This window comes from Vibrio sp. 10N.261.51.C6, from assembly GCF_041471785.1.
Lineage (GTDB): Bacteria > Pseudomonadota > Gammaproteobacteria > Enterobacterales > Vibrionaceae > Vibrio > Vibrio crassostreae_C.
Genome location: NZ_JBFRPB010000042.1, coordinates 1 through 23,277, shown reverse-complemented (window position 1 = coordinate 23,277; position 23,277 = coordinate 1). Strand labels below are relative to the sequence as shown.

Sequence of the window (23,277 nt, the reverse complement as noted above, 5' to 3'; positions counted from 1 at the left end):
TACTTTTTAGTGCAACTCAATGGTGCTATTTGTATGTGTTCAGTTGATTATTTGAGTGGGTGTCTGATTCTGTGATTGGCGATGAAAAATAATAAAGATTAATTAGCACAGCTATTGATAAACTTGTTGTTACATTTCTTTGCACATAAAAAAACACCGCCCATAAGGCGGTGTAAACAAATTTGACAGACAGGTCAAAATAAATACAGGAAGTACATGCCTCGTTTCAGTATAAACTGCAACAAAACATTTGGTAGAACTCTACCCAACTCGAAAAGAACGAGTTTGCAAACACAACATCGCAGGAGCTAAGCCAATTGATTCTAGAGAGAATCAAGCCGTTCAGGCTAGCTGCTGCGGGATGAAATATAGAATTTCTCTGGCTGCTAGGCAATGGACAAATTATAATGTTTCAGATAAAAAAAACTAATGCTTATTTAGAGAGTAACTATGTCTCGTCGATTACCCCCATTAAACTCGCTAAGAGTGTTTGAAGCTGCAGCTCGACACTTGAGTTTTACGCGTGCTGCAGAAGAGTTGTTTGTTACTCAAGCGGCAGTCAGTCATCAGATCAAAGCGCTTGAAGAATTCTTATCTTTGAAGCTGTTTCGCCGAAGAAACCGCTCTTTGCTGCTAACTGAAGAAGGTCAAAGCTACTTCTTAGATATCAAAGATATTTTCACATCACTAGCAGAAGCGACAGACAAAGTGCTGGAGCGAAGTGAGAAGGGCGCATTGACCATCAGTTTACCGCCGAGTTTTGCTATTCAATGGTTGGTACCAAGGCTCGCTGACTTTAATCAGCAAGAGCCTGATATTGATGTAAGAATCAAAGCCGTTGATATGGATGAAGGCTCGCTAACCGATGATGTAGACGTCGCTATCTATTATGGCCGAGGTAATTGGTCGGGGCTTAGAGCCGATAAGCTTTACCAAGAATACTTGATCCCTCTTTGCTCACCTTCCGTGCTGCTAGGAGTAAAACCATTAGAATCTCTCAGTGATTTAGCATGTCATACGCTATTGCATGATACTTCTCGAAAGGATTGGAAACAGTTCGCTAAGCAAAATGGCATCGATGGGGTAAACGTTAATCACGGCCCTATCTTCAGTCACTCAACCATGGTGCTGCAGGCAGCGGCTCACGGCCAGGGCATTGCTCTGGGTAACAACGTGTTGGCGCAGCCTGAAATCGAAGCGGGTCGTTTGATTGCGCCTTTTGATGAAGTGTTGGTGAGTAAGAACGCCTTCTATGTGGTTTGTCATGAGAAACAAGCCGACATGGGTCGTATTGCTACCTTCCGCGACTGGATGCTAGCGAAAGCGCAAAGTGAACAAGAGGACTTACTCGATGAATAACGTCATCATTGATGGTGAAGACAATCCCATCACCTTTATCTTTGCCCATGGTGCTGGCGCAGGCATGGAGCATGAGTTCATGCAGTCGGTAGCCAAAGGGTTAGCCTTTAAAGGGATACGAGTGATTCGTTTCAACTTCCCTTACATGATTAAACGTGCTGAAGATGGTAAGCGTCGTCCACCTGACAGAGCGCCTAAGCTACTTGAAGCCTACCAAGAGGTTATTGAGCAGGTTGATGCCGATAAGCTTGTGATTGGTGGTAAGTCGATGGGAGGACGTATGGCGAGCCATTTGTCTGAACTTGATAAGGTGGCCGCAATGGCCTGTTTAGGCTTTCCTTTCCATCCGCCAGGCAAACCCGAGAAATACAAAGGTGAGCACTTGGCTGAGTTAGCAAAGCCGTGTCTTATTCTGCAGGGTGAACGTGATACCTTTGGTAAGCGAGAAGAGTTTGCTGATTTCGACCTGTCGGATTCGATTCGTGTTGAGTTTATTCCTGATGGCGATCACAGCTTTAAGCCTCGTAAGAGCTCTGGCTACACCGAACAGCAGAACATAGCGTTAACCGTTGAGAAACTATCGGCGTTTATCAAAGAGGTGCTTAATGAGAAGTAAGTATTTACTCACGTTTGCAGGTATCTCTGGCGCAATAGCCGTAATGCTAGGTGCCTTCGCCGCTCACGGGTTAAAAGCTGTCTTGCCAGAGTATCTGCTAGGCGTGTTTGAGACAGGCGTTCAGTACCAGTTTATCCATACACTAGCAATATTGGCGTGTGGTGCTCTGCTACAGATGAAACTTGGTGCTAAATCACAAAAATATTTTTTCATTGCGGCAATTTGCTTTATCATCGGCATCCTTTGTTTTAGTGGCAGCCTTTATGGCTTAGCACTGACAGGAATAAAATGGTTTGGCCCTATAACACCGTTTGGTGGTCTACTATTTATCATTGGTTGGGGAGTCTTCTCCTTCGCTGCTTTGAATATAAAAGAGGTAACTCAGTGAAACACGTACTACTTTATTGTCGCTCTGGTTTTGAAAAAGAATGTGCTGGCGAAATTCAAGACAAGGCAACACAACTGGAAGTGTTTGGTTTTCCTCGCTTAAAGAACAATACAGGCTTTGTATTGTTTGAATGTTATCAAGCAGGCGAAGCCGATAAACTGGTAAAAGAGATCGACTTCCAATCGTTGATCTTTGCTCGTCAAATGATCGCGGTAGCGGTTGAAATCAAAGACCTGCCAACCGATGACCGTATTTCTCCAATTCTTGAGGCGCTTTCTGAGAAAGAAGGTTTCCCTCGTTGTGGTGATATCCGTATTGAAACGCCAGATACTAACGAAGCAAAAGAGCTTTTGAAGTTCTGCCGTAAATTTACCGTGCCGATGCGTCAAGCGATGCGTGGTAAAGGCCTGATGACAGCGAAAGATAACGCTAAGAAGCCTGTGCTTCATTTATGCTTTATCGCTCCGGGCCACTGTTTTGTTGGTTACTCTTACCCAACGAACAACTCCCAGTTCTTTATGGGTATCCCTCGTCTGAAGTTCCCATCAGATGCGCCAAGCCGTTCTACATTGAAGCTAGAAGAAGCATTCCACGTATTCATCCCTCGTGATGAGTGGGACGAGCGTTTGGCTCCAGGTATGTGGGGTGTTGATTTAGGTGCATGTCCAGGTGGTTGGACTTACCAATTGGTTAAGCGTTCGATGTTCGTTCACTGTGTTGATAACGGCATGATGGCAGACAGCCTAATGGAAACGGGTCAAATTAAGCACCACATGGTGGATGGCTTTAAGTTTGAACCAGACCGTAAGAACGTAACTTGGATTATCTGTGACATGGTTGAGAAGCCAGCGCGCGTTGCACACCTTATGGGTGAGTGGATCATCAAAGGCTGGGCGAAAGAAGCACTATTCAACCTTAAACTGCCTATGAAAGGCCGTTACGATGAAGTACTGCAAGATATCGAGAACCTAAAAGTGTTCCTGATTGAGAACAAAGTGAAGTTCAAGATGCAGGCTAAGCACCTTTACCACGATCGCGAAGAGATCACGGTCCACATTCAGGCGCTTTCAAACATCTCACCGCACTAATATTTACGTTAGTGTGTCAGTGATAAAAAATGCTCCTTTAAGGGGCATTTTTTGTATCAATATTATCGAGTCACAGCGACTTAAGCGTTTGCTTCGTAACGAATATCTTGCAGGTTGAACCCTAAATCAATATCGGTTTTGAGTGCCGATACTTGCTTACATACACGAGCGGATTCGATGTGTTCGTCGAACTTCTTACGATATTTTTTCGGCAGATCTTCTGCTTGATAGGCCGCTTCGATATCTGGGTAAGTGGTCAATATCTCTTTGGCTGCTTTTGGCCCGATACCTGGGATGCCCGGTACTTGGCTTGAGCTTACGCCCGTTAATCCCCAGTAATCCGCCAGTTGTTCAGGTTTAACGCCAAACTCAGCTTCGATAAAGGGTTTATCTAACCAGCGGTGCTGGAAGTAATCTCGGATCTGAAGCGTTGGTGACAACAGTTGGCAGTAGCCCTTATCCGTCGAGACGATGGTGACGGTTTCTCCGTGGTCAGCCACTTTCTTTGCCAGTGTTGCGACGAGATCATCCGCTTCATCGCCATCAGACAGCAGTGAATCAATGCCTAACTCCCACCAAGCTTGTTGAATAGCATCAAGGCCTTTCATCAATGGTTCTGGCATCGGTTTACGATTCTGCTTATAAGCAGGAAGCACATCTGCGCGCCAGCCACGGTCTTGTAAATGGTGATCAAATACCGCGATGATGTGGGTGGGCTTTGATTCATTCAGAATCTTATTGAGAGTGCGAATTGTGGTGGTAATGGTTCTTGCTATATCGGTTGGATCCGGCTGAACAGAGTGCACGCGTCGGATGAGGTTTAAGGCATCGATAATAACAAGATGGATAGACATAAGTTTCCACTAAATAGGCAATAAAAAAGGGGCTGCTAGCCCCTTATAGTAACGTATCACTTGGTGAGTTGAAACGTTGGTAACGTAAACGCCTTAATCACGTGAGGCGATTTTATAGCAAGGCACGTAGTCGGTCCCTCCCGGTAACTTCATTCGATGTTGCTCAACAAAGTCATTCAGCAGTTGGTCCATCTTGGTCATTAGCTCTTTGTCGCCATCAATTAGGAATGGGCCGTGCTTCTCGATCTCCAGAATACCCTCTGCTTTGACGTTACCAGCCACAATGCCTGAGAACGCTTTACGTAAATTAGCGGCTAGGCTTTCTGTTTTTTGGTCCATATGAAGATCAAGCGCCGCCATAGATTCGTGTGTTGGGTCGAATGGCAGTTGGAACTCAGGCTCAATATGCAGTGACCAGTTGTAGCTGTAGGCATCACCGGTCTCTTTACGGTGAGAACGCACATCTGGCATCGCTTGCTTCATGATTTTCGCAGCGCGTGCTGGGTCATCAATCACGATCTCGTAATGTTTCTGAGCATCAGGCCCTAGAGTTTCCCCAATGAACTTATCGATTGAGCGGAAGTAAGCCTCACTCTCTTTCGAGCCCGTTAACACAATCGGCATTGGCTGTTCGGCGTTATTCGGGTGCATCATGATCCCTAAGATGTACAGCAGCTCTTCGGCCGTGCCGGGGCCGCCTGGGAAAATGATGATGCCATGTGCCATACGAACAAACGCCTCAAGACGCTTCTCAATATCTGGCATGATCACCAGTTCGTTGACGATTGGGTTTGGTGGCTCAGCCGCAATGATCGAAGGCTCGGTAAGCCCAAGATAACGATGATCGGTGTAACGCTGCTTCGCGTGACCAATGGCAGCCCCTTTCATTGGGCCTTCCATCGCACCCGGTCCACAACCGGTACAGATATTCAGTTCACGCAGGCCGAGTTCATTACCCACTTCACGAGTGTATTGGTACTCGCTGGCATTAATAGAGTGACCACCCCAACATACAATCAGGTTAGGCTCGATGCCCGGCGTCAGCGCACCTGCATTTCTCAAGATACCAAACACAAGGTTGGTAATGTGAGTGGCATTAGTCAGGTTGAGTCGTTGGTTATCGGCTAAATGCATGTTGACGTAAACAATGTCACGCAGCACTGAAAATAGGTGCTCTTGAATACCCTTGATGATTTCACCATCGACAAAGGCATGCTCTGGTGGGTTGCTTAGTTCGAGCTTAATACCACGCTCACGGCGAACGACTTCGACATCGAACGACAGATATTTGTCGAGCAACTCTTTGGAGTTGTCGGTATGGCTACCCGAGTTCAGGACCGCTAACGTACAGTTGCGATACAGTTGGTACAGATCACTAGACGCGGTTTTCTTAAGACGCTCAACCTCAAGTTGAGAGAGTAAATCCATGCTACCGGCAGGGCTGATATGAGTGATCATAGTGCCTCCTTGTTGAAAAGAGCAGGGGACGTTGAAGTGACCCTCTGGCTCGAGAGTGAGAAGCAAACGTTGAAAGTGTTTGGTTAAAGGTAGGAGAGAGTTAACCAGACGAAACGGATACGACAGCGTTGCTTGCCATGAATGCTTGTTAAGCGAATGTTAATCATTAGCTTAGCAAACATTGAGGGAAATGGTATGTGATAAGTATTTGAAAAAATGAAATAAATTAAATCTAGGGCTGGCCTAGTGCCAAACAAGTTGGTTGGTACCGCGTTGTTTTGCTTTATTTAGAGTCTTATTGAGTCGCTCTAGCACTTCTTCAGGTGTATCTGACTCTTTAAACTGAGTACTTGCCGCGCATAAAGTGATCGTGATTTGCTGGTCACGGAATTTAAAGGGCAGGCGGCTTACTTGAGTTTGAATGTTCTGAATCACCTGATGGCAATATTCATCGGTTTGCTCTGGCAGCAATAACACAAACTCTTCACCTGAAAAACGTGCCACAGTATCGGTGGTGCCTGCTTCTTTGGTAATAGTTCTTGCGATGATCTTGAGTGCTTTGTCGCCCGCGGTGTAACCAAAGCTATCGTTAATTGCTTTGAAGTTGTCGATGTCGAGCAGTACTACGCGTAGCGAGTGTTGCGCGCGGATCCAGCGGCGATACTCAAGCTCTAAGCGATCAGTAAAGGCAGTGCGATTGTAAACCTTGGTTAGAGGATCAAGCAGCATACGCTGAGCCTGATCTTCCAAGCGCTTACGGTAATCTTGCGTCACTTCATAGAGTGAATCTAACTGAGTCTTTCCGTAACTCATTCTCTCTATCAGAGCTTGTTCTTTTTGCTCTGCGTGGTTCAGCCTTTCCGAAAGAGAGGCGATTTCACTGAGTAGCGGATTAATCGACAGCTTTAAACTATCAATATCTTTCGCTTTATCTACCGAGCTTTGGCTTCTAGTGACTAGTTCATTTAACTCAGAGTTTAGACCTTGTCGGTGCTCAAAGTAGCTCTGGCTCTGGTCGGCATTTTGGTCTGCCGTTTTGATGCTGGACGCTAAAGAAGAATTAAGCTGATCGATGAATTGTTCAGACTTCTTACGTTCTAGGTTGGTGCCTTCAATAACCAGTTTGAGGATCTGAAGTGTTAGCTCAAGTAGGTTTTGTGTGGAAACACCAAGCAGCAGCTTCGCTCGAATATCGGTAAGCAGATCACCCGATTCACCCTCGAAGTCGAGTTCAGTGATCAGATGTTGTAGTTCGTTTGATAGGTCGGAAAGGAGCTCTTGTTCCGGAGAGTGCGCAGCGTCAGCAAAATGGGTGCGTGAGTTATTCGCCATAATCTTTATGGCACGCTCATAAATACCGAGAAGTTTCATGGCGTGGTCGACTTTCTGACTGCCATTGCATTCGGAGAAGCTAAGTAAGTTTCGTAGGTCGCGTTTGAGCTGTGCTGGAAGGCCAGTTATGCGCTGCAGCGTTTCCCCACTGTGCTTAATGCTATCGTCCAGATACCCGTTCTGTTTATCCATAGCCAACGTTTTCTGCTTAAGCATCCTTTCTAATACTGCCAGTTTTGGGATCATTGAGCTAATGTCTTTTTGCTTTTCTAGCTCTTCCCTAAGGGCAATGAGGTTTTCATCTAAATGGCTGTTACTACCAACACATGCATCACTTAAAGACGTGACGATGCGCTTTAGAACTTTCTGTTCTCTAATAAACTTGAATGAGGTGTCTCTTTGCGTCAAACGGACCTGCTCCAACTGAGATTTCAGCTGGTGGAGTTGCGCCTGAATGTCTTTTTCAAGAATGCCCATAGATGTATTTATTAGCGCCGCGTAGACCGATCTCGATCATTTTGATGAAATTCCGTTACATCGATAATAACAAAACTAAAAATAAGGTCACGACTTGCTGCTCTTAACCGCTCGCAAATCAGTCATCTTTTAGCATTTTTTTGATGTTGTCCTCATTCTGGTACGAGGATTGTATTTTTATTAACCCTTGATTAATCGCATGTTTACACGCTTCTCTTATGTTACCAGTTGCAAGGCTCGCTGCTGGTGCATTATCGATAGCTTTTAGATAGACCCATTGGCTACTGCGCTCTTTGAGACTGATCTCACGGGCGAGATTGGTCGACATCAACAATACGTCGAGCAGCTCTTGATCGTTAATTGCGGTGTAAGCGCGTGGCAAGAATGGGTAGTCAGCGATGCCCATACGGACCGTTCGGTTGATGTTTCGCTCTGTTTCGAAGTCATTCACCCAAGACTGAATCTTTCTGAACATGTCCTCAGGCGACAAATCACGGTCCGCGTTTGGCTCGATATAAAGCAGGTTCGCATCCGAGAAGTGGTAGACACGAGCTGGGCCTTCAAGCTTAGATTTTAGGAATTCACCGAAAGCGTCTTCCAGTTCTAGACCGGCTTTGTAACCGTTCTGCGTGTACATATTGCGTAAGAACGGTAAATCAATCATCACGAAGCGTAAGCGGTCGTTGAGTGGCTCATGAATCAATTCGCCAAGTTGCCACTGTTCGAAGGTCTGGCTGGTTTGTTCCAGCGAGTTAGAGAGCTTCGCATTGAGCATTCTTAAGTTCGGAAGCTTTGAACGTGAGTGCGTAAATAGGTCGGTGCGCAGTGAGTCCACTTCTTTGGCTAAGGTTTGAATGAGATAGCCACGGCGCAGAACAAAGAAGAACAAGACAATGCTGAACAGGAATAGGGCGAACGATATTTTTTGGAACTTACGATGCTCCAGTTTGTATTGCTCTAGCTCTTGCGCTTGGCCTGCGTAGTGCAGGGTTTGTTCGGCAAATTCTTTCTGTTGACGGAACGCGTCTTCGCCAACACGGTTGAGTTTTTGCTGCTCTAGAGAGACAAGGCTGTTGTATTGCTTGAGGTTTGCCAATGCTTGCTGTGGACGACCTGCCTGTTCATAACCCAAAGAAAGTAAGTAGTACGAGCGTTGTGAAAGGCGCATGTTCTCTATCTGGCGTGAGATCTCAAGTGCACGTGTCGCATGCTTTATCACGTCTTCGCTTTCTTGTAGGTGATACGCTAACCCTGCAGATAACAGTGCAGCACGGCCTTCCAGCTTTGGAATGTCGGTATATTCCAGCAGCTCAAGGGCACGGGTTAGGTACTGTTCTGCTAGAGGGTAGTTATAAAGGCGTAAGTAGGTCGCCGATAGACTTAGTCGGATATCAATGACTTGGTGGATATCTCGGTCAGTGCTTTCGTGATCAAGAACGTTGAAGAAGTGTACCAAGGCAAGGTTATATTTCCCTTGATAGAAGTACACATCCCCCATTTTCTTAAGCACTTGTGCTAAGACAGGCGAGTTTTCAAAGTTGTCATAGAAATCAGCGGCTTGAGATAGGTGTTCTAACGCTTTATCCAACACTTGGCGCTCAAAGAAAAGCTGCGCAAGTAGGCGGTTGACCTTGGCCAAACGTGAACTTAGATTGCCCTCTACTGATTTCCAGTAGCCATACAACAACTCGGATAACGCGTGGTTGTACTCTTTGTGAGTCAGATAAAACTCGCCGACGGAGATATGGTAGTCGATGGTGACTTTTTCAGAGTAACGTTGATCGAGATAGGTTTTGGCTTCTTGATAGAACTTTTCGGCTTCATCGATCTTGTTGTCGTAAGAGGCGATGTCGGCTTTCAACATGATCAAGCGATAGGTAATGCCTTCCGTTAAGCGTAAGGTTTTATTCACCGACTCTAGATTTGTTTCAATGTTATTGAGCTCTGATTTTGCTTTGGCTGATTTTCTATCACTCAGCCAAAGTAAGCGAACTTTTAGGATCTGAAGATCTATTTTTAGGTAATCAAGCTTATAGGTTTGCGCTAGCTCGGAGGCTTTGTCGATGTGCTGAATCGCAATACGCATATTGCCAAGGTTGTATTCCGCTTTGGCTAAGATCTTATACGCATCGATACTGCTGTTTGGTGTTCGAATCGAGGAGTCTGTCTCTTCGCGAGAAATAGCTGAAGGGCTTTTCTCGCGTTGATCAGAAAGGACACGCAGCGTTAGGTAGCTGTTGGCCATTTGTTTTGCTTGGCTCGGCTCGATCTCAACCAAATTATTGGCTTCATTGAGTAGCGCCGACGAATAAACCGACGCATTGACCGATGTGCTTAAGCTTAAAATAAATAGACTAACAACGTATAACCAACGCATTTCAATGTCCCTTTAAAGATTTGGTAGGTTCAAATAAGTGTGGGTGGTTCTCGCCTGATTATTGGCGAGCCATACGCTTATTGTGGCTTGGTCTATCTTGCTCTGTTGAACGGTATGGGTTGATATCCAGACCACCACGACGTGTGTAACGTGCGAACACAGTTAGCTTCGAAGGTGCACAGTATTTCATGATGTCAGTGAAGATACGCTCAACACATTGTTCGTGGAATTCATTGTGCTCACGGAAAGAAACTAAATAGCGTAGCAGAGCTTCACGGTCAATTTGCTTACCAGAATATGCGATCTCAACGCTGCCCCAATCCGGTTGATTGGTGATCAAACAGTTCGACTTCAATAGGTGGCTGTGCAGTGTTTCTTCAACGTCTTGTTCGCCAGCAGCGCCTTCAAGCAGCGACGCTTCAAAGTCGTAGCTAGTGATTTGGATGTCTTGGTTGTCGATACAGTCACCTTCCATCGTCACGATAGGTTGGTTAGTGTAGTCGGTTACTGAGTTTACATTCACAATCACCGTTTCGCCTGCACATGCCGACAAATCTTGGGTCAGGCGCTCGGTTACTTGATCCCAGTTTTCAAATTGAGTCTGGTTGTAGCTGTTCAGGTACAGCTTGAAAGATTTTGATTCAATTAAATTTGGGCTGGTTGCTGGGATGAAAACTTCACCGACAGCCACTTGTGGTAGACCATTGGTGTTTAGCCACGAAAGCTCGTACATCGTCCAAATATCATGACCAACAAAAGGCAGCTCGCCGTTTAGCGCAAGATCATCGCGATTAAGGCTACGAGGCACTGGTTGCAATAAACTTGCATCGTATTGGTTAGAGTACTCAGTTTTTTGGCCAAGGGTTAAACCCGCTAGCTCTTTTGCGTCAGAATATTTGCTCATACTTTCGTTTCAAATTCGATTAGAATGGGGTCGATTTTACTGAATCCCCCTTACCCTGTCATTAAGTCATCGCTTAATCGGCGCGGAAAGGGCTCGGATTCTATTTATTATTTTGTGTTTAGGAGATTTTCATGACTCAACGTGCTCAAGACGCACTACTTTCTTTTAGTCAGCGATACGTTGACGCGTGGCAGCAGAAACACCAAAGCTTACCTCGTAATGAGGAGTTGGTGGACATCGTATCGCCATGCGTAGAAGAAAAGAGTGGCGATGCCGTGTTGTGGAAGCACTATCCACGTGAGCAATTCGCGGATTTCACCAACGTTGAAACCGGTATTGAGTTGACTCTGCATGAAGACATCAAAACTTTCTACGGCGCACAATTCAGCGCAGATATGAACGCAACTTTCGATGGTAACGAATTGACTCTGTTACAGATTTGGAGTGATGAAGACTTCGAATGCCTACAAGAAAACATTTTGGGTCACCTAGTAACTCAGCGTCGCTTGAAGCTAAAACCAACGGTTTTCATTGCCGCGACCGATGCTGAGCTGGATGTTATCTCTATCTGTAACCTAACGGGTAACGTGATTTTGGAGCGCTTAGGTACCAAAAATCGTGATGTGCTCGCCGAGACATTGGCAGAATTTTTAGAAAAGCTACAACCAGCGGTATAAATAGATGTACGTACTAGAACTTCAATTTGAGTGTTTTGATAACACAACGGTAAGCGCTGTCGACAAGGCGGTTAATGGCTTAATGGATGCACTTCGTTATAACGGACAAGTGTTAGGTCGTGAGTTCCCAATCGTGATGGGCGATGGTGAATTCTATGTTCGCGTTGTGTGCCCGGAGCAAGATAGCTTGCACCCGCGTAATCACTCAGACTTTGTGAAAGTGTGTTTTGATCGCTTGTCTAACGCGAGCCTACTAGCGCCTAAAATGCGTTTGCTAGGTCGAGATCTGAACTCAGAAGAAGTGGCAGAAGATGAAACACCAAGCTGGCAGGTGTTATACACGACATTCGTGCACACCTGTTCACCGCTGCGTAGTGGCGATAGCTTGCTACCAATCCCTTTGTATCGCAATTCACCTACCTTCAATGGCGACCATAAAGCCGTGTTGAAATGGCAGACCGAATGGCAAGCCTGTGATGAAGTACAAATGGGTGGTGGTTGTCGCGCGGAACATGCAACGCTAACCGAGATCAGTGACACGAAGAGTGTGCTGTTTAAACGCGGTTGGGGTCTAAGAGGGCGCATTGAGTATCTGACTAAGGTTCCAACCTACTACTACTTATACCGTGTCGGTGGGATCAGTCTGAAAGATGAAAAAGAGCGCAAATGCCCGCAATGTGGTGGTGAATGGCTGCTAGATGCGCCTATCCACGATATTTTCTATTTCAAGTGTGATGACTGCCGATTGGTGTCAAACATCTCTTGGGATCACCTGAAGTAATCGACTTTGTTTCGCTTAAATCTGAGATGCTTTACTTTCTAGCAAATCTTTATCATTAAAAAAGGGGCTGACGTTATGTCAGCCCCTTCGGGTATCTATACAGTGCTGTCGTTTAGTTGATTACCAACCTTTAACGACGCCACCTTGGAAGATGTCAGAAGCTGCGTTGTACACTTCTTCAGTTTGGTAAGCTTTAACGAAGTTTTGTACGTTTTCAGCGTTTAGGTTGTCTTCACGAGAAACGATTAGGTTTACGTAAGGAGAATCTTTGTCTTCAACGAATACGCCATCTTTTTGTGGAGTCAGGTTGATAGAGCTCGCGTAAGTTGTGTTGATGATAGATAGAGCAACATCATCAAGAGAACGTGGCAGTTGAGCTGCGTCTAGTTCAACAATCGTTAGGTTCTTAGGGTTACCCACGATGTCGCGAACTGTAGCTAGAAGACCTGCGCCTTCACGAAGTTCAAGAAGACCTTGTTGCTCAAGAAGAAGTAGAGAGCGACCTAGGTTTGTAGGGTCGTTTGGTACAGCAATACGAGCACCGTCTTGGATTTCGTCTACCGATTTCACTTCTTTAGAGTAACCCGCAATTGGGTAAACAAACGTGTTACCAGCGATAGTTAGCTTGTAGCCACGGTCAGCCACTTGCTGATCTAGGTACGGTGCGTGTTGGAATGCGTTGATGTCGATAGAACCATCATCTAGAGCTGCGTTTGGTGTTACGTAATCCGTGAAAGTAACCAGTTCAACGTCTAGGCCGTATTTCTCTTTCGCTACTTTAGCTGCCACTTCAGCAACTTGCGCTTCTGCACCTGCCATTACGCCAACTTTTACTTTAGAAGTATCCACTTCTTTATCACCACAACCTGCTAGAACTAGCGCTGAAGCTGCTGCTGCGATAGTTAGTAAACCTTTAAGGTTAAATTTCATAATAATCTCCTTTTAATAAATCTATTTAATTAGGTTCAGACGACTCTAATCTTTATGTGTGAGTCTTTATCTGTGGTCAACGCGGCGAACTAATGAATCACCGATTGATTGAATAATTTGTACCAGCACAATCAACATCACTACTGTCACAGCCATGATGGTCACATCGTAGCGGTGGAATCCGTAACGAATCGCGACATCACCTAGGCCACCACCGCCTACAGTACCGGCCATTGCTGAGTAGCTCACCAGAGTCACTAGCGTAATCGTTACTGAGTTGATGATAGTCGGTAGTGCTTCTGGAAGCAGAACCTTATTGATGATTTGTGTTGGTGTTGCGCCCATTGATTGGGCCGCTTCCACTAGACCTGTTGGTACTTCAAGTAGTGCACTTTCGATAAGTCGAGCCACGAATGGGATAGCGCCAATCGTCAGTGGAACAATCGCTGCTGTTGTACCGATGAAGGTACCAATCAGCATCTTAGTCAGTGGAATAATCGCAACCATCAAAACTAAGAAAGGTACTGAACGACCCACGTTCACAATCGCACCTAGAATCTTGTTTACTTTGGTGTTCTCTAACAGGCCACCTTTTTTAGTCGTATGCAGAATCACGCCTAGTGGAATACCGACCGCGAAGCCAACAATGCCTGCAACAGCAACCATGTAAAGCGTTTCGCCTGTTGCGCCTAATAGAAGGTTACCGTTAAGGCTGATCCAGTCAGCAATCTCGTTGAAACTAAAGGACATAACCAAGCACCTCTACTTTTACATTGTTGTCGCGTAGGAATTGGATAGCAGCATTATCATCTGCTTCATTACCGAACAGTTCAGCGACCATCATGCCGAACTTCACGCCACCGGCGTAATCAAGGTCAGAACTTAAGATGCTGACATCGATATTGAATTTACGTGCGATTTGCGTCATTAGCGGAGCATCAACCGTTGCACCCGTAAACTCAAGACGCACCAGCGGGTAGCTGCTGTTTACGCGAGTCTCTTGCAAACGTGCTTGGTAATCTTCAGGGATCGTCAGATCCAACGTTGAGCGAATAAACTGATGCGCTAGCTCTGTCTTCGGATGAGCAAAGATGTCACCGACTGTACCTTTCTCTACCAATTCACCGCCGCCAATGATCGCAACCTCGTGACAAATGCTTTTAACCACATCCATCTCGTGTGTAATAAGCAGGATAGTGATGTTCAGCTTGCGGTTGATTTCACGCAGCAGCTCAAGGATAGATTGAGTTGTTGCTGGATCCAATGCGCTGGTGGCTTCATCACATAGCAGTACTTTCGGGTCAGAGGCCAGTGCGCGAGCAATCGCCACACGCTGCTTTTGACCACCACTTAGGTTTGCCGGGTAGGTGTCACGCTTATCAGCAAGGCCAACCAGTTCAAGTAACTCGCTGACTTTCGCTTCAATAATCGCTTTATCTTTACCAGCAAGTTCTAGAGGCAGTGCTACATTGTTAAATACAGTACGAGAAGACAGCAGGTTGAAGTGCTGGAATATCATGCCGATGTTACGGCGCGCTTCGCTAAGTTCTGATTTGCTGAGTTTTGTTAGGTCGATACCGTCAACAATCACTTCACCAGAGGTCGGAGCTTCCAACATATTTACACAACGGATCAGGGTACTTTTGCCTGCACCAGAAGAGCCGATGACTCCAAAGATTTGACCTTGAGGAATGTGGAGGTTGATATCAATTAAGGCATTGATTTCTTTAGTGCCTTGATAAAAAACCTTGTTGACTTGATTCACTTTAATCATAGAGAAACCCGTGCAGGTAGAACAGAATAATATGTCGATAGCTCGCTCGATTTACAGACGATGCTATGGTGTTCTATGATCTAAGTCAATAGATATTTTTACGTCTAGACGGCTAAACGTCGATTGTATGGCTAAGCTAGAAACAAATCGTTAACGAACGCAAAACTAAATAGATAGTGATGAAGCAAATAAAGCGTGTAATAATTAATGATTAATAGAGAGTTGATAGAGAACAAAATTTTGTCTAAACCTGCTGTTTTTTTAGATCGTGATGGAGTGATTAACGTTGATCACGGCTACGTACATGATGAGCATGACTTTGAATACATCGATGGTGTGTTTGAAGCGGCGAAAGCGTTTAAAGATATGGGTTATTTATTGGTGCTAGTGACCAACCAATCTGGTATTGCTCGCGGCATGTTTAGTGAAGACCGTTTTCTTTCTTTAACGCAGTGGATGGATTGGAACTTTGTTGATAATGGTGTCGAGCTCGATGGCATTTATTACTGTCCGCACCACGCGGAACACGGTATTGGTGACTACAAGCAAGATTGTGAATGTCGTAAGCCAAAGCCAGGCATGTTCATTTCTGCTCGTGACTTTCTGAAGATTGATATGGCTAACTCGGTCATGATCGGCGATAAAGCGGAAGACATGATGGCTGCAGAAGCAGCAGGTGTTGGTACTAAAGTCTTGGTAAGAACGGGTAAACCCATCACTGAAAAAGGTGAAGCGTTGGCTAGCGTGGTACTTGATAGCATTAAAGACGTACCCGCTTTCTTAAAAGGCTAAACGTTTTATTTATCACTAAGGTATGGACCTATCATTAGGCACTTACATTAGGTTTGTTCGAACCTGTGAATAGGCTAAGTGTCGTTGACTATATAAAGATGAGGAACGAAGTATGAAAGCTATGTTGGTAGCATCTCTATGTACAGTAGCATTGGTTGGGTGCTCTAAATCAGCAGCCCCTGAGACTGATAGCGCAACATCGAATGATCAATTCGCGACTTATCAATGTGAGTCTGACGTCTCGTTTGATGTGTCTTACCTTGATAATGAAAAAGCGGTACTACGCTTGCCTGATAATGAATACCGCCTGACTCAAGTTCCAGCGGGCTCAGGAACCAAATACATCTTAGATGATGGCACTTCAGAGATGATTAACAGCATCACTTTGCGCACGAAAGGTGACAATGCGCGTCTAGAACTTGGTCGCGTAGTCTATCGAAATTGCCAAAAGTAAGTCATAGTAAGAACTGCTAGTATTTACAAACAGTTAAGTGAGGGAATCTACCCTCACTTTTTCTTCTCTTCCCTTTAACGTTAGACTTTTTATGAGCAAAAAACTCACTATTCTTGATATTGCAAAGCTGTCCGGTGTTGGTAAGTCAACCGTATCACGCGTTCTGACCAATGATCCAAAAGTGAAACCTGAAACCCGTGAAAGGGTAGAAAGAGTAATTCAAGAATCTGGGTACACGCCTTCAAAGTCTGCGCAATCGATGCGCGGTGGCAGCCAAAAAGTCATCGGCGTGATTATCTCTCGTTTGGACTCTCCCTCTGAAAATAAAGCCGTTAGCACGATGCTGGCCGAGTTGTATCGAGCGGATTACGATGTCGTGATCATGGAAAGCCAACTTGATAGAGATAAAGCCAATGAGCACCTGCAAGTTCTAAAGCGTCGTAACGTTGATGGCATTATTGTATTTGGTTTTACTGACTGCGATATTCCGGCAATCGAAGCTTGGGAACACAAAGCGGTGGTGATTGCTCTGGATACCGAGAACGTGACGTCGATTAACTATGATAACCAACAGGTGATCAATAGTGCGTTGGTGCATTTATCGGATCAAGGGATCTCTGACGTTGGCTTTATCGGGGTTGATCCTAGTGATAAATCAACCGGTGAACTGCGTCTTAAAGCTTATCTCGATTGGTGTGAAAACACAGGTTCAGTGGCAAACTATCGTACTGGTCAACTTCATCACGAAAGTGCTTATCAGCTGGTGGATGAGGTGTTAACTCCCGCGACTCAAGCGATCGTTTGTGCCAGTGATACGCTGGCTCTTGGTGTAATCAAGCGTCTGCAAGAACTACAACGTGAAGATGTGGTCGTCACTGGCGTTGGTGGTAATGATCTTCTCTCTTTCTTATTCCCACGAGTATTTAGCATTGATCCTGGTTACCAATCTGCAGGTAAGTTGGCTGCTAATCTATTGATATCTCAGCTTTTAGGCAATTCAGAGATCTCTCATCATACGCAATCTCCTATTCTATAATCCACTCAATTAAGCGAAATTGAACGGCTTAGATTAAAATTAGAGTGTGATCTCTTTCAATTAATGGGATTGTTCCCATTTTAATTTATCATTCATACGGGCATTATAATAACCGTAATTGGGAATGTTCCCATAAATCTAAGTCTGAGTGATTATAGCTTGCATGGTTTAGATGAGTAATTGAATGAAACCAGGGTGGGGTAGTATGAGTAAGATAGCGAAGCAAGACGTTGCGCGTCTTATCGAGTTAGTCGGTGGTAAAGAAAACATTGCGAGTGTCAGCCACTGTCTGACTCGACTGCGTTTTGTATTGAACGATACAGAGCAGGCCAACAAAGCTGAACTCGAAAAACTGAAGCTAGTAAAAGGCTGTTTTACTAATGCAGGCCAATTCCAAGTTGTGATTGGCACTGAAGTTGATGAAGTGTACGCACTTCTGATTGAACAGACAGGTAAAGAGGCATCATCAAAAGATGAGGCGAAGCTGGCTGCTCGTCAAAACATGAACTTCCTTGAGCGTGGTATCTCCCATTTAGCCGAAATTTTCGTACCACTGCTGCCTGCCATCATTACAGGTGGTTTGATTCTTGGTTTCCGTAATGTGATTGGCGACATTCGCATGTTCGACGGCAAAACCCTCGTTGAAATCAGTCAATTCTGGGCAACCGTTCACTCTTTCTTATGGTTGATCGGCGAAGCTATTTTCTTCTTCCTACCGGTTGGCGTGTGTTGGGCTACGGTTAAGAAGCTTGGCGGAACCCCTATTTTGGGTATCACGCTCGGTGTGACCTTAGTTTCACCACAACTCATGAACGCATACATGATAGGTAAATCGGTACCTGAGGTATGGGATTTTGGGCTGTTCGTGATTGAGAAGGTCGGTTATCAGGCTCAGGTGATCCCTGCAATGTTAGCGGGTGTGGCTTTGGCGTTCATTGAAACCAATCTTAAGCGCATCGTCCCAGCTTACTTGTACCTAGTGGTTGTGCCATTTGTATCGATTATTTTGTCTGTGATTCTAGCTCACGCTTTCATTGGCCCATTCGGTCGTATGTTAGGCGATGGTGTGGCATTCGCAGCTAAAGCGGCAATGACAGGTGACTTTGCGATTCTTGGTTCAGTGGTATTTGGCTTCCTTTACGCACCTTTGGTTATCACGGGCATTCACCACACCACCAACGCCGTGGATCTGCAACTGATGCAAGACTTAGGCGGCACACCAATTTGGCCTTTGATTGCACTATCAAACATTGCACAAGCATCGGCAGTAGTCGGCATCATTATCTTGAGTAAGCGTGAAGGTGAACGAGATATCTCGGTTCCAGCTGCAATCTCTGCTTACTTAGGTGTAACAGAGCCAGCGATGTACGGCATCAACCTTAAATACAAATTCCCAATGCTGAGCGCAATGATCGGCAGTGCCGCTGCGGCTGCTATCTGTGGTAGTGCAGGAGTGATGGCGAATGGTATCGGTGTTGGTGGCTTGCCAGGCATCTTATCGATTCAACCGCAATATTGGTCTGTTTACTTAATTGCGATGCTGGTGGCGATAGTACTACCCGTCACGTTAACACTGTTCTTCTATAAACGAGCACAGATGAAAGGCGAGCTAGAAACCGCCAACGCGTAATGCATTTAATAAGCGATGACTCCAAGGTGAGCCATCGCTTTTTCTCTTAGTTATAGCTTTTTCTTTTAGTTATAACGGCTATTCGACCATGATTCACATGGTGATTTTTATTTTATATTTTCTGGTAAGTGAGTGTTAGAGATGGCGATGACTGAGCATGATGAAAGTTGGTGGAAAACCGCAACCATCTATCAAATCTACCCAAAGAGCTTTTGTGACAGTGGCAGTAAAGGTACTGGCGATATCAAAGGGATCATTTCGAAACTGGATTACCTCAAAAACTTGAGCGTGGATGCGATTTGGCTAACCCCTGTTTACGCATCTCCTATGATCGATAATGGCTACGATATTTCAGATTACTACGCGATTAACCCGCAATTCGGCACTATGGAAGATTTCGACCTATTGCTGGCTGAAGCGCACCAACGTGGTATTCGTATCGTGATGGATATCGTGGTAAACCACACCTCAACAGAACATGCGTGGTTTCAGTCAGCATTGGGTGATAAAAACAGCCCATACCGCGACTACTACATATGGAAAGATCCTGTAAACGGCCAAGCACCAACCAACTGGCAGTCTAAGTTCGGTGGTAATGCATGGGAAATGGATGAAGCCACTGGTCAGTATTTCTTACATCTATTTGCGAAAGAACAGGCCGACCTCAACTGGGAGAACCCGGTTGTACGCGAAGAAGTAAAAGACGTTATCAGCTTCTGGGCAGAGAAGGGCGTCGATGGATTCCGTCTCGATGTCATTAACCTGATTTCAAAGCAGCAAGACTTCCCTAATGATGATATTGGCGATGGTCGTCGTTTCTATACCGATGGCCCGCGCGTACATGAATACCTAAAAGAGATCAGCGAAGCGGTATTCCAGAAGTACGGTAGCGTGACTGTAGGCGAGATGTCTTCAACCACGTTGGAGCATTGTCAGCAATATTCAAACGTTGATAACAGCGAGCTATCGATGGTGTTTAACTTCCACCACCTTAAGGTCGATTACACCAATGGTGAGAAATGGACCAACGCTCCCTTCGATTTCTTACAGCTCAAGTCAATCTTTAACCACTGGCAAACTGGCTTGAACGGAAAAGGTTGGGGTGCACTATTCTGGTGTAACCACGACCAACCAAGAGTGGTGAGTCGCTTAGGTAACGATCAGCAATATCGCGTTGAATCAGCCAAGATGCTCGCCGCTTCTGTCCACATGATGCAGGGCACACCTTATATCTATCAAGGTGAAGAGATTGGCATGACTAACCCTAGCTATACTGAAATTAGCCAGTATCGTGATGTTGAGAGTACCAATATGTACGACATCATGGTGAACCGTGATGGTGTGGCTCATGAAGATATGATGGCGATTCTAGCGCAGAAATCTCGTGATAACTCTCGTACACCAATGCAATGGAATAGTGAGCCTTACGCCGGATTCTCACAAGCTCAGCCATGGCTTGATGTAGCGAATAATTACCCTGGGATTAACGCTGAGCAAGCACTGGAAGACAAAGACTCTGTTTTCTATTTCTATAAGAGTTTGATTGAGTTACGTAAACAAGTGCCAGTGATTACAGATGGCAGCTATCAAGATCTATTACCTGATCACTCATCCATTTTTGCATATGCACGTGAGAACGAAGGGCAAACCTTGCTGTGTATTAACAACTATTATGGTGAAGAGGCGGAGTGCGTTTTACCGGAACGTTTTGATATGACTAAGGCGAAGAGTCTGTTGTCTAACTATCAACAAGCGAACACTTCAGTTGCATTACATCATCAAGTCTTACGTCCTTACGAGACTCGTATTCTCTTGATTGAAGGTTAACCTTGTTTCATTTTAAGAAGCTTGATTCTTATTCCCCTTAAAGGATTGGGCTTCTACAAAGGCTTTGGAGTGCTCCCCAAAGCCTTTTTTGTTTTAGTGATGGCTGGAATATCGTGCCTCGAGTCTACTTGCGAGAAGTTTGAGCATCGAGTGCCAGCAACGACAGAGAAGGTAATGAACTCTAAGACGCGTAATTCACCGAGTAGCGAGTTGGTTTGTGGTTCATTGCCAATACGATGTTCAATACTGCGGTGCCTAATACAGATACGGCAATCACCCAAGGTGACACGAAGAAGAACGATGCAAACAGAATACACGCATCAATACCCATTTGTGTTTTGCCTACCGAGATACCGTAGCGGTCTTGGATAAACAAGCACAGTACGTTGAAGCCACCCAGACTTGAGCGGTGACGGAATAGGATTAGCATACCTAAGCCCATTAGTAAGCCGCCGGCAACAGCACAATAGATCTCGTTATGAACTTCTAGCGAGATAACTAAGTATAAATGATCGGCAAACACAGATACTAAAGCCCCTGAGATGGCACTGCTTATTGCGAAGTGACGGCCAAATCGTTTCCATGCTAATAAGTAGAATGGGCAATTAGCAATAAAGTACAAAATACCAAAGGTTACCGGCATAAATTGACTCAAAAGCAGAGCCAAGCCAGTAGTGCCACCAGTAAGCAGGTTCGCTGACTGTAAAAAGAAGACGCCTAACGCCACTAAAAACGTGCCAGTGAGGATTGCTACCCAATCTTCTTTACGTGAGTGTTTTTCCATCGTTTTTATAATTACCTAACCAATAAAGGCGTGCATAGTAGAGAAAAACCTTAGCTTTCGGTAGCTAGAGGGGCAAAATTAAGGTAAACCTATGTAATCTGCGTTTTACAGGGTGTAAATCGTAAAATTGACAGTAAGCGTCATCTTTGGTTGGATAAGCTTAATAACCATGATGAATCTTATTTGTGATTATGAAAAAACTGCATGATAAAATTGCAATTAGCTCTTTATGACCTAGATCAAATTATGTAGAATGCGTCACATCAAAACGGTGACGGAAACGTTTGCTTTCGGTCGTTGTGTGGTTTTTTTGAAACTTTCAGTACAATCTGAGTCAGGAGATACAGATGCTTAAGCGTGACATGAACATTGCTGATTACGATGCGGATCTATTCGCAGCTATCCAAGAAGAAACTCTTCGTCAGGAAGAGCATATCGAACTTATCGCTTCAGAAAACTACACAAGCCCACGTGTAATGGAAGCTCAAGGTTCTCAGCTAACAAACAAATACGCTGAAGGCTACCCAGGCAAGCGTTACTACGGTGGTTGTGAGTACGTAGACAAAGTTGAAACTCTAGCAATTGAACGTGCATGTGAACTATTTGGTGCAGAGTACGCAAACGTACAGCCTCACTCAGGTTCTCAAGCAAATAACGCTGTATACATGGCACTACTAAATGCAGGCGATACGGTTCTAGGTATGAGCCTAGCACACGGTGGTCACCTAACTCACGGTTCTCCAGTAAACTTCTCTGGTAAGCTTTACAACATCATCCCTTACGGTATCGATGAAGCGGGTCAAATCGATTACGAAGAGATGGAAAAGCTGGCTATCGAGAACAAGCCTAAGATGATCATCGGTGGTTTCTCTGCTTACTCTCAAATCTGTGATTGGAAGCGCATGCGTGAAATCGCTGACAAAGTAGGTGCTTACCTGTTCGTAGATATGGCTCACGTAGCAGGTCTAATCGCTGCAGGCGTTTACCCGAACCCAGTGCCACACGCTCACGTAGTAACTACAACGACGCACAAAACGCTTGCGGGTCCTCGTGGTGGTCTAATCCTTTCTAACGAAGGCGAAGATCTTTACAAGAAGCTGAACTCAGCAGTATTCCCAGGCGGCCAAGGTGGTCCTCTAATGCACGTTATCGCTGGTAAAGCAGTAGCGTTCAAAGAAGCTCTAGAGCCAGAGTTCAAAGAATACCAAGCACGCGTTGTTGCTAACGCAAAAGCAATGGTTGCTGAATTCCTAGCTCGTGGTTACAACATCGTTTCAGGTTCTACAGAGAACCACCTGTTCCTAGTTGACCTAATCAACAAAGACATCACAGGTAAAGAAGCAGATGCAGCACTAGGTGCAGCAAACATCACTGTAAACAAGAACTCAGTACCAAACGACCCACGTAGCCCATTCGTTACTTCAGGTATCCGTATCGGTTCTCCTTCTATCACTCGTCGCGGTTTCTCAGAAGCAGACGCGAAAGAGCTAGCAGGTTGGATCTGTGACATCCTAGATAACATGGGCGATGAGTCTGTTATCGAAGCAACGAAAGCAAAAGTATTAGAGATCTGTAAGCGTCTACCTGTTTACGCTTAATTTTTCTGGCTCAAATAGCTTAATTTCTGTGTCAAAGGTGCTCATTTACATTCGTAAACTCCGCGCCTTTTCCTTGAACTAAAGCTATTTGATTGAAAAATACGATTTGAAAGGCTCCTGTTGGGCTGTCTCTTGATCACA

At 45.1% G+C, this 23,277-nt stretch carries 21 protein-coding genes; 12 read left to right on the top strand and 9 right to left on the bottom strand.

The window, feature by feature from the left end; genetic code table 11:
• The first annotated feature begins 450 nt into the window (after nt 1-450).
• Genes AB4375_RS11885 through rlmM form a run of 4 tightly spaced genes read left to right on the top strand, consistent with a single transcriptional unit; the run spans nt 451 to nt 3,451 of the window.
• A complete protein-coding gene (locus AB4375_RS11885; RefSeq protein WP_012604639.1) occupies nt 451-1,359 on the top strand; it encodes a transcriptional regulator GcvA in 909 nt (302 codons plus the stop codon).
• The gene (locus AB4375_RS11880; protein WP_372051656.1) at nt 1,352-1,975 is read left to right on the top strand and encodes an alpha/beta fold hydrolase; all 624 of its coding nucleotides are present in this window, start codon (nt 1,352-1,354) and stop codon (nt 1,973-1,975) included. Before AB4375_RS11885 ends, AB4375_RS11880 begins: the two co-directional genes overlap by 8 nt.
• Nucleotides 1,965-2,363, top strand: coding sequence for a DUF423 domain-containing protein (locus AB4375_RS11875; protein WP_017069500.1), 399 nt, complete (start codon nt 1,965-1,967; stop codon nt 2,361-2,363). Before AB4375_RS11880 ends, AB4375_RS11875 begins: the two co-directional genes overlap by 11 nt.
• Nucleotides 2,360-3,451, top strand: coding sequence for a 23S rRNA (cytidine(2498)-2'-O)-methyltransferase RlmM (gene rlmM, locus AB4375_RS11870; protein WP_017060773.1), 1,092 nt, complete (start codon nt 2,360-2,362; stop codon nt 3,449-3,451). Before AB4375_RS11875 ends, rlmM begins: the two co-directional genes overlap by 4 nt.
• An 80-nt stretch (nt 3,452-3,531) precedes the next feature.
• Here rlmM and xni read toward each other — a convergent pair whose 3' ends face one another.
• The 5 genes from xni to queF form a co-directional block, all read right to left on the bottom strand.
• Nucleotides 3,532-4,305, bottom strand: a complete 774-nt coding sequence (xni, locus tag AB4375_RS11865) for a flap endonuclease Xni (protein WP_017069498.1) — start codon at nt 4,303-4,305, stop codon at nt 3,532-3,534.
• A gap of 93 nt (nt 4,306-4,398) precedes the next feature.
• Nucleotides 4,399-5,763 (bottom strand): nucleotide 5'-monophosphate nucleosidase PpnN, encoded by a 1,365-nt coding sequence (gene ppnN, locus AB4375_RS11860; RefSeq protein ID WP_017060771.1) that lies wholly within the window; start codon nt 5,761-5,763, stop codon nt 4,399-4,401.
• 243 nt (nt 5,764-6,006) lie between these two features.
• On the bottom strand, nt 6,007-7,572 hold the full coding sequence (locus tag AB4375_RS11855; RefSeq protein ID WP_017069497.1) for a GGDEF domain-containing protein: 1,566 nt from the start codon (nt 7,570-7,572) through the stop codon (nt 6,007-6,009).
• Nucleotides 7,573-7,690: 118 nt separating this feature from the next.
• Nucleotides 7,691-9,949 (bottom strand): tetratricopeptide repeat protein, encoded by a 2,259-nt coding sequence (locus tag AB4375_RS11850; RefSeq protein ID WP_372051655.1) that lies wholly within the window; start codon nt 9,947-9,949, stop codon nt 7,691-7,693.
• 58 nt (nt 9,950-10,007) lie between these two features.
• On the bottom strand, nt 10,008-10,853 hold the full coding sequence (gene queF, locus AB4375_RS11845) for an NADPH-dependent 7-cyano-7-deazaguanine reductase QueF (RefSeq protein WP_017060768.1): 846 nt from the start codon (nt 10,851-10,853) through the stop codon (nt 10,008-10,010).
• A gap of 131 nt (nt 10,854-10,984) precedes the next feature.
• On the opposite strand from queF, the gene syd reads away from it, so the two are divergent.
• Together syd and AB4375_RS11835 are read left to right on the top strand one after the other, a co-directional pair.
• Nucleotides 10,985-11,530 carry a SecY-interacting protein gene (gene syd / locus AB4375_RS11840; protein WP_050633962.1) on the top strand — a complete coding sequence of 182 codons (546 nt, stop codon included), beginning with the start codon at nt 10,985-10,987 and terminating at the stop codon, nt 11,528-11,530.
• A gap of 4 nt (nt 11,531-11,534) precedes the next feature.
• On the top strand, nt 11,535-12,311 hold the full coding sequence (locus tag AB4375_RS11835; RefSeq protein WP_372051654.1) for a Zn-ribbon-containing protein: 777 nt from the start codon (nt 11,535-11,537) through the stop codon (nt 12,309-12,311).
• Between the two features lie 120 nt (nt 12,312-12,431).
• Here the strand turns inward: AB4375_RS11835 and AB4375_RS11830 are convergent, their stop codons facing one another.
• The 3 genes from AB4375_RS11830 to metN form a co-directional block, all read right to left on the bottom strand.
• Complete coding sequence (locus AB4375_RS11830) at nt 12,432-13,241, bottom strand: MetQ/NlpA family lipoprotein (RefSeq protein ID WP_017060765.1); 810 nt, start codon at nt 13,239-13,241, stop codon at nt 12,432-12,434.
• Between the two features lie 66 nt (nt 13,242-13,307).
• Nucleotides 13,308-13,991, bottom strand: a complete 684-nt coding sequence (locus AB4375_RS11825; RefSeq protein WP_017060764.1) for a methionine ABC transporter permease — start codon at nt 13,989-13,991, stop codon at nt 13,308-13,310.
• A complete protein-coding gene (metN, locus tag AB4375_RS11820) occupies nt 13,981-15,015 on the bottom strand; it encodes a methionine ABC transporter ATP-binding protein MetN (RefSeq protein WP_017060763.1) in 1,035 nt (344 codons plus the stop codon). Before metN ends, AB4375_RS11825 begins: the two co-directional genes overlap by 11 nt.
• A gap of 207 nt (nt 15,016-15,222) precedes the next feature.
• Here metN and gmhB point away from each other — a divergent pair, with 207 nt between their 5' ends.
• From gmhB to treC, 5 genes are all read left to right on the top strand, one after another.
• Entirely contained in the window at nt 15,223-15,807 is a 585-nt protein-coding gene (gmhB, locus tag AB4375_RS11815; protein ID WP_017060762.1) for a D-glycero-beta-D-manno-heptose 1,7-bisphosphate 7-phosphatase, read from the top strand.
• Nucleotides 15,808-15,919: 112 nt separating this feature from the next.
• Nucleotides 15,920-16,261: an MliC family protein gene (locus AB4375_RS11810; RefSeq protein ID WP_017060761.1), complete on the top strand. Its 342-nt coding sequence runs from the start codon at nt 15,920-15,922 to the stop codon at nt 16,259-16,261.
• Nucleotides 16,262-16,352: 91 nt separating this feature from the next.
• A complete protein-coding gene (treR, locus tag AB4375_RS11805) occupies nt 16,353-17,297 on the top strand; it encodes a trehalose operon repressor TreR (RefSeq protein ID WP_017060760.1) in 945 nt (314 codons plus the stop codon).
• A gap of 205 nt (nt 17,298-17,502) precedes the next feature.
• Nucleotides 17,503-18,927, top strand: a complete 1,425-nt coding sequence (treB, locus tag AB4375_RS11800) for a PTS trehalose transporter subunit IIBC (protein ID WP_102319954.1) — start codon at nt 17,503-17,505, stop codon at nt 18,925-18,927.
• A 141-nt stretch (nt 18,928-19,068) separates the two neighbouring features.
• The gene (treC, locus tag AB4375_RS11795) at nt 19,069-20,754 is read left to right on the top strand and encodes an alpha,alpha-phosphotrehalase (protein ID WP_372051653.1); all 1,686 of its coding nucleotides are present in this window, start codon (nt 19,069-19,071) and stop codon (nt 20,752-20,754) included.
• 181 nt (nt 20,755-20,935) lie between these two features.
• Here the strand turns inward: treC and AB4375_RS11790 are convergent, their stop codons facing one another.
• Complete coding sequence (locus tag AB4375_RS11790) at nt 20,936-21,538, bottom strand: YitT family protein (RefSeq protein ID WP_017069490.1); 603 nt, start codon at nt 21,536-21,538, stop codon at nt 20,936-20,938.
• 347 nt (nt 21,539-21,885) lie between these two features.
• Here AB4375_RS11790 and glyA point away from each other — a divergent pair, with 347 nt between their 5' ends.
• Nucleotides 21,886-23,136 carry a serine hydroxymethyltransferase gene (glyA, locus tag AB4375_RS11785; protein ID WP_017066387.1) on the top strand — a complete coding sequence of 417 codons (1,251 nt, stop codon included), beginning with the start codon at nt 21,886-21,888 and terminating at the stop codon, nt 23,134-23,136.
• Nucleotides 23,137-23,277: the final 141 nt, after the last annotated feature.

What these genes read in the sequence shown, in the direction of transcription:
- AB4375_RS11885 (WP_012604639.1), top strand. Translation starts at nt 451, where the DNA reads ATGTCTCGTCGATTACCCCCATTAAACTCGCTAAGAGTGTTTGAAGCT.
- AB4375_RS11880 (WP_372051656.1), top strand. Translation starts at nt 1,352, where the DNA reads ATGAATAACGTCATCATTGATGGTGAAGACAATCCCATCACCTTTATC.
- AB4375_RS11875 (WP_017069500.1), top strand. Translation starts at nt 1,965, where the DNA reads ATGAGAAGTAAGTATTTACTCACGTTTGCAGGTATCTCTGGCGCAATA.
- xni (WP_017069498.1), bottom strand. Translation starts at nt 4,305, where the DNA reads ATGTCTATCCATCTTGTTATTATCGATGCCTTAAACCTCATCCGACGC.
- ppnN (WP_017060771.1), bottom strand. Translation starts at nt 5,763, where the DNA reads ATGATCACTCATATCAGCCCTGCCGGTAGCATGGATTTACTCTCTCAA.
- AB4375_RS11855 (WP_017069497.1), bottom strand. Translation starts at nt 7,572, where the DNA reads ATGGGCATTCTTGAAAAAGACATTCAGGCGCAACTCCACCAGCTGAAA.
- AB4375_RS11850 (WP_372051655.1), bottom strand. Translation starts at nt 9,949, where the DNA reads ATGCGTTGGTTATACGTTGTTAGTCTATTTATTTTAAGCTTAAGCACA.
- queF (WP_017060768.1), bottom strand. Translation starts at nt 10,853, where the DNA reads ATGAGCAAATATTCTGACGCAAAAGAGCTAGCGGGTTTAACCCTTGGC.
- syd (WP_050633962.1), top strand. Translation starts at nt 10,985, where the DNA reads ATGACTCAACGTGCTCAAGACGCACTACTTTCTTTTAGTCAGCGATAC.
- AB4375_RS11835 (WP_372051654.1), top strand. Translation starts at nt 11,535, where the DNA reads ATGTACGTACTAGAACTTCAATTTGAGTGTTTTGATAACACAACGGTA.
- AB4375_RS11830 (WP_017060765.1), bottom strand. Translation starts at nt 13,241, where the DNA reads ATGAAATTTAACCTTAAAGGTTTACTAACTATCGCAGCAGCAGCTTCA.
- AB4375_RS11825 (WP_017060764.1), bottom strand. Translation starts at nt 13,991, where the DNA reads ATGTCCTTTAGTTTCAACGAGATTGCTGACTGGATCAGCCTTAACGGT.
- metN (WP_017060763.1), bottom strand. Translation starts at nt 15,015, where the DNA reads ATGATTAAAGTGAATCAAGTCAACAAGGTTTTTTATCAAGGCACTAAA.
- gmhB (WP_017060762.1), top strand. Translation starts at nt 15,223, where the DNA reads ATGATTAATAGAGAGTTGATAGAGAACAAAATTTTGTCTAAACCTGCT.
- AB4375_RS11810 (WP_017060761.1), top strand. Translation starts at nt 15,920, where the DNA reads ATGAAAGCTATGTTGGTAGCATCTCTATGTACAGTAGCATTGGTTGGG.
- treR (WP_017060760.1), top strand. Translation starts at nt 16,353, where the DNA reads ATGAGCAAAAAACTCACTATTCTTGATATTGCAAAGCTGTCCGGTGTT.
- treB (WP_102319954.1), top strand. Translation starts at nt 17,503, where the DNA reads ATGAGTAAGATAGCGAAGCAAGACGTTGCGCGTCTTATCGAGTTAGTC.
- treC (WP_372051653.1), top strand. Translation starts at nt 19,069, where the DNA reads ATGGCGATGACTGAGCATGATGAAAGTTGGTGGAAAACCGCAACCATC.
- AB4375_RS11790 (WP_017069490.1), bottom strand. Translation starts at nt 21,538, where the DNA reads ATGGAAAAACACTCACGTAAAGAAGATTGGGTAGCAATCCTCACTGGC.
- glyA (WP_017066387.1), top strand. Translation starts at nt 21,886, where the DNA reads ATGCTTAAGCGTGACATGAACATTGCTGATTACGATGCGGATCTATTC.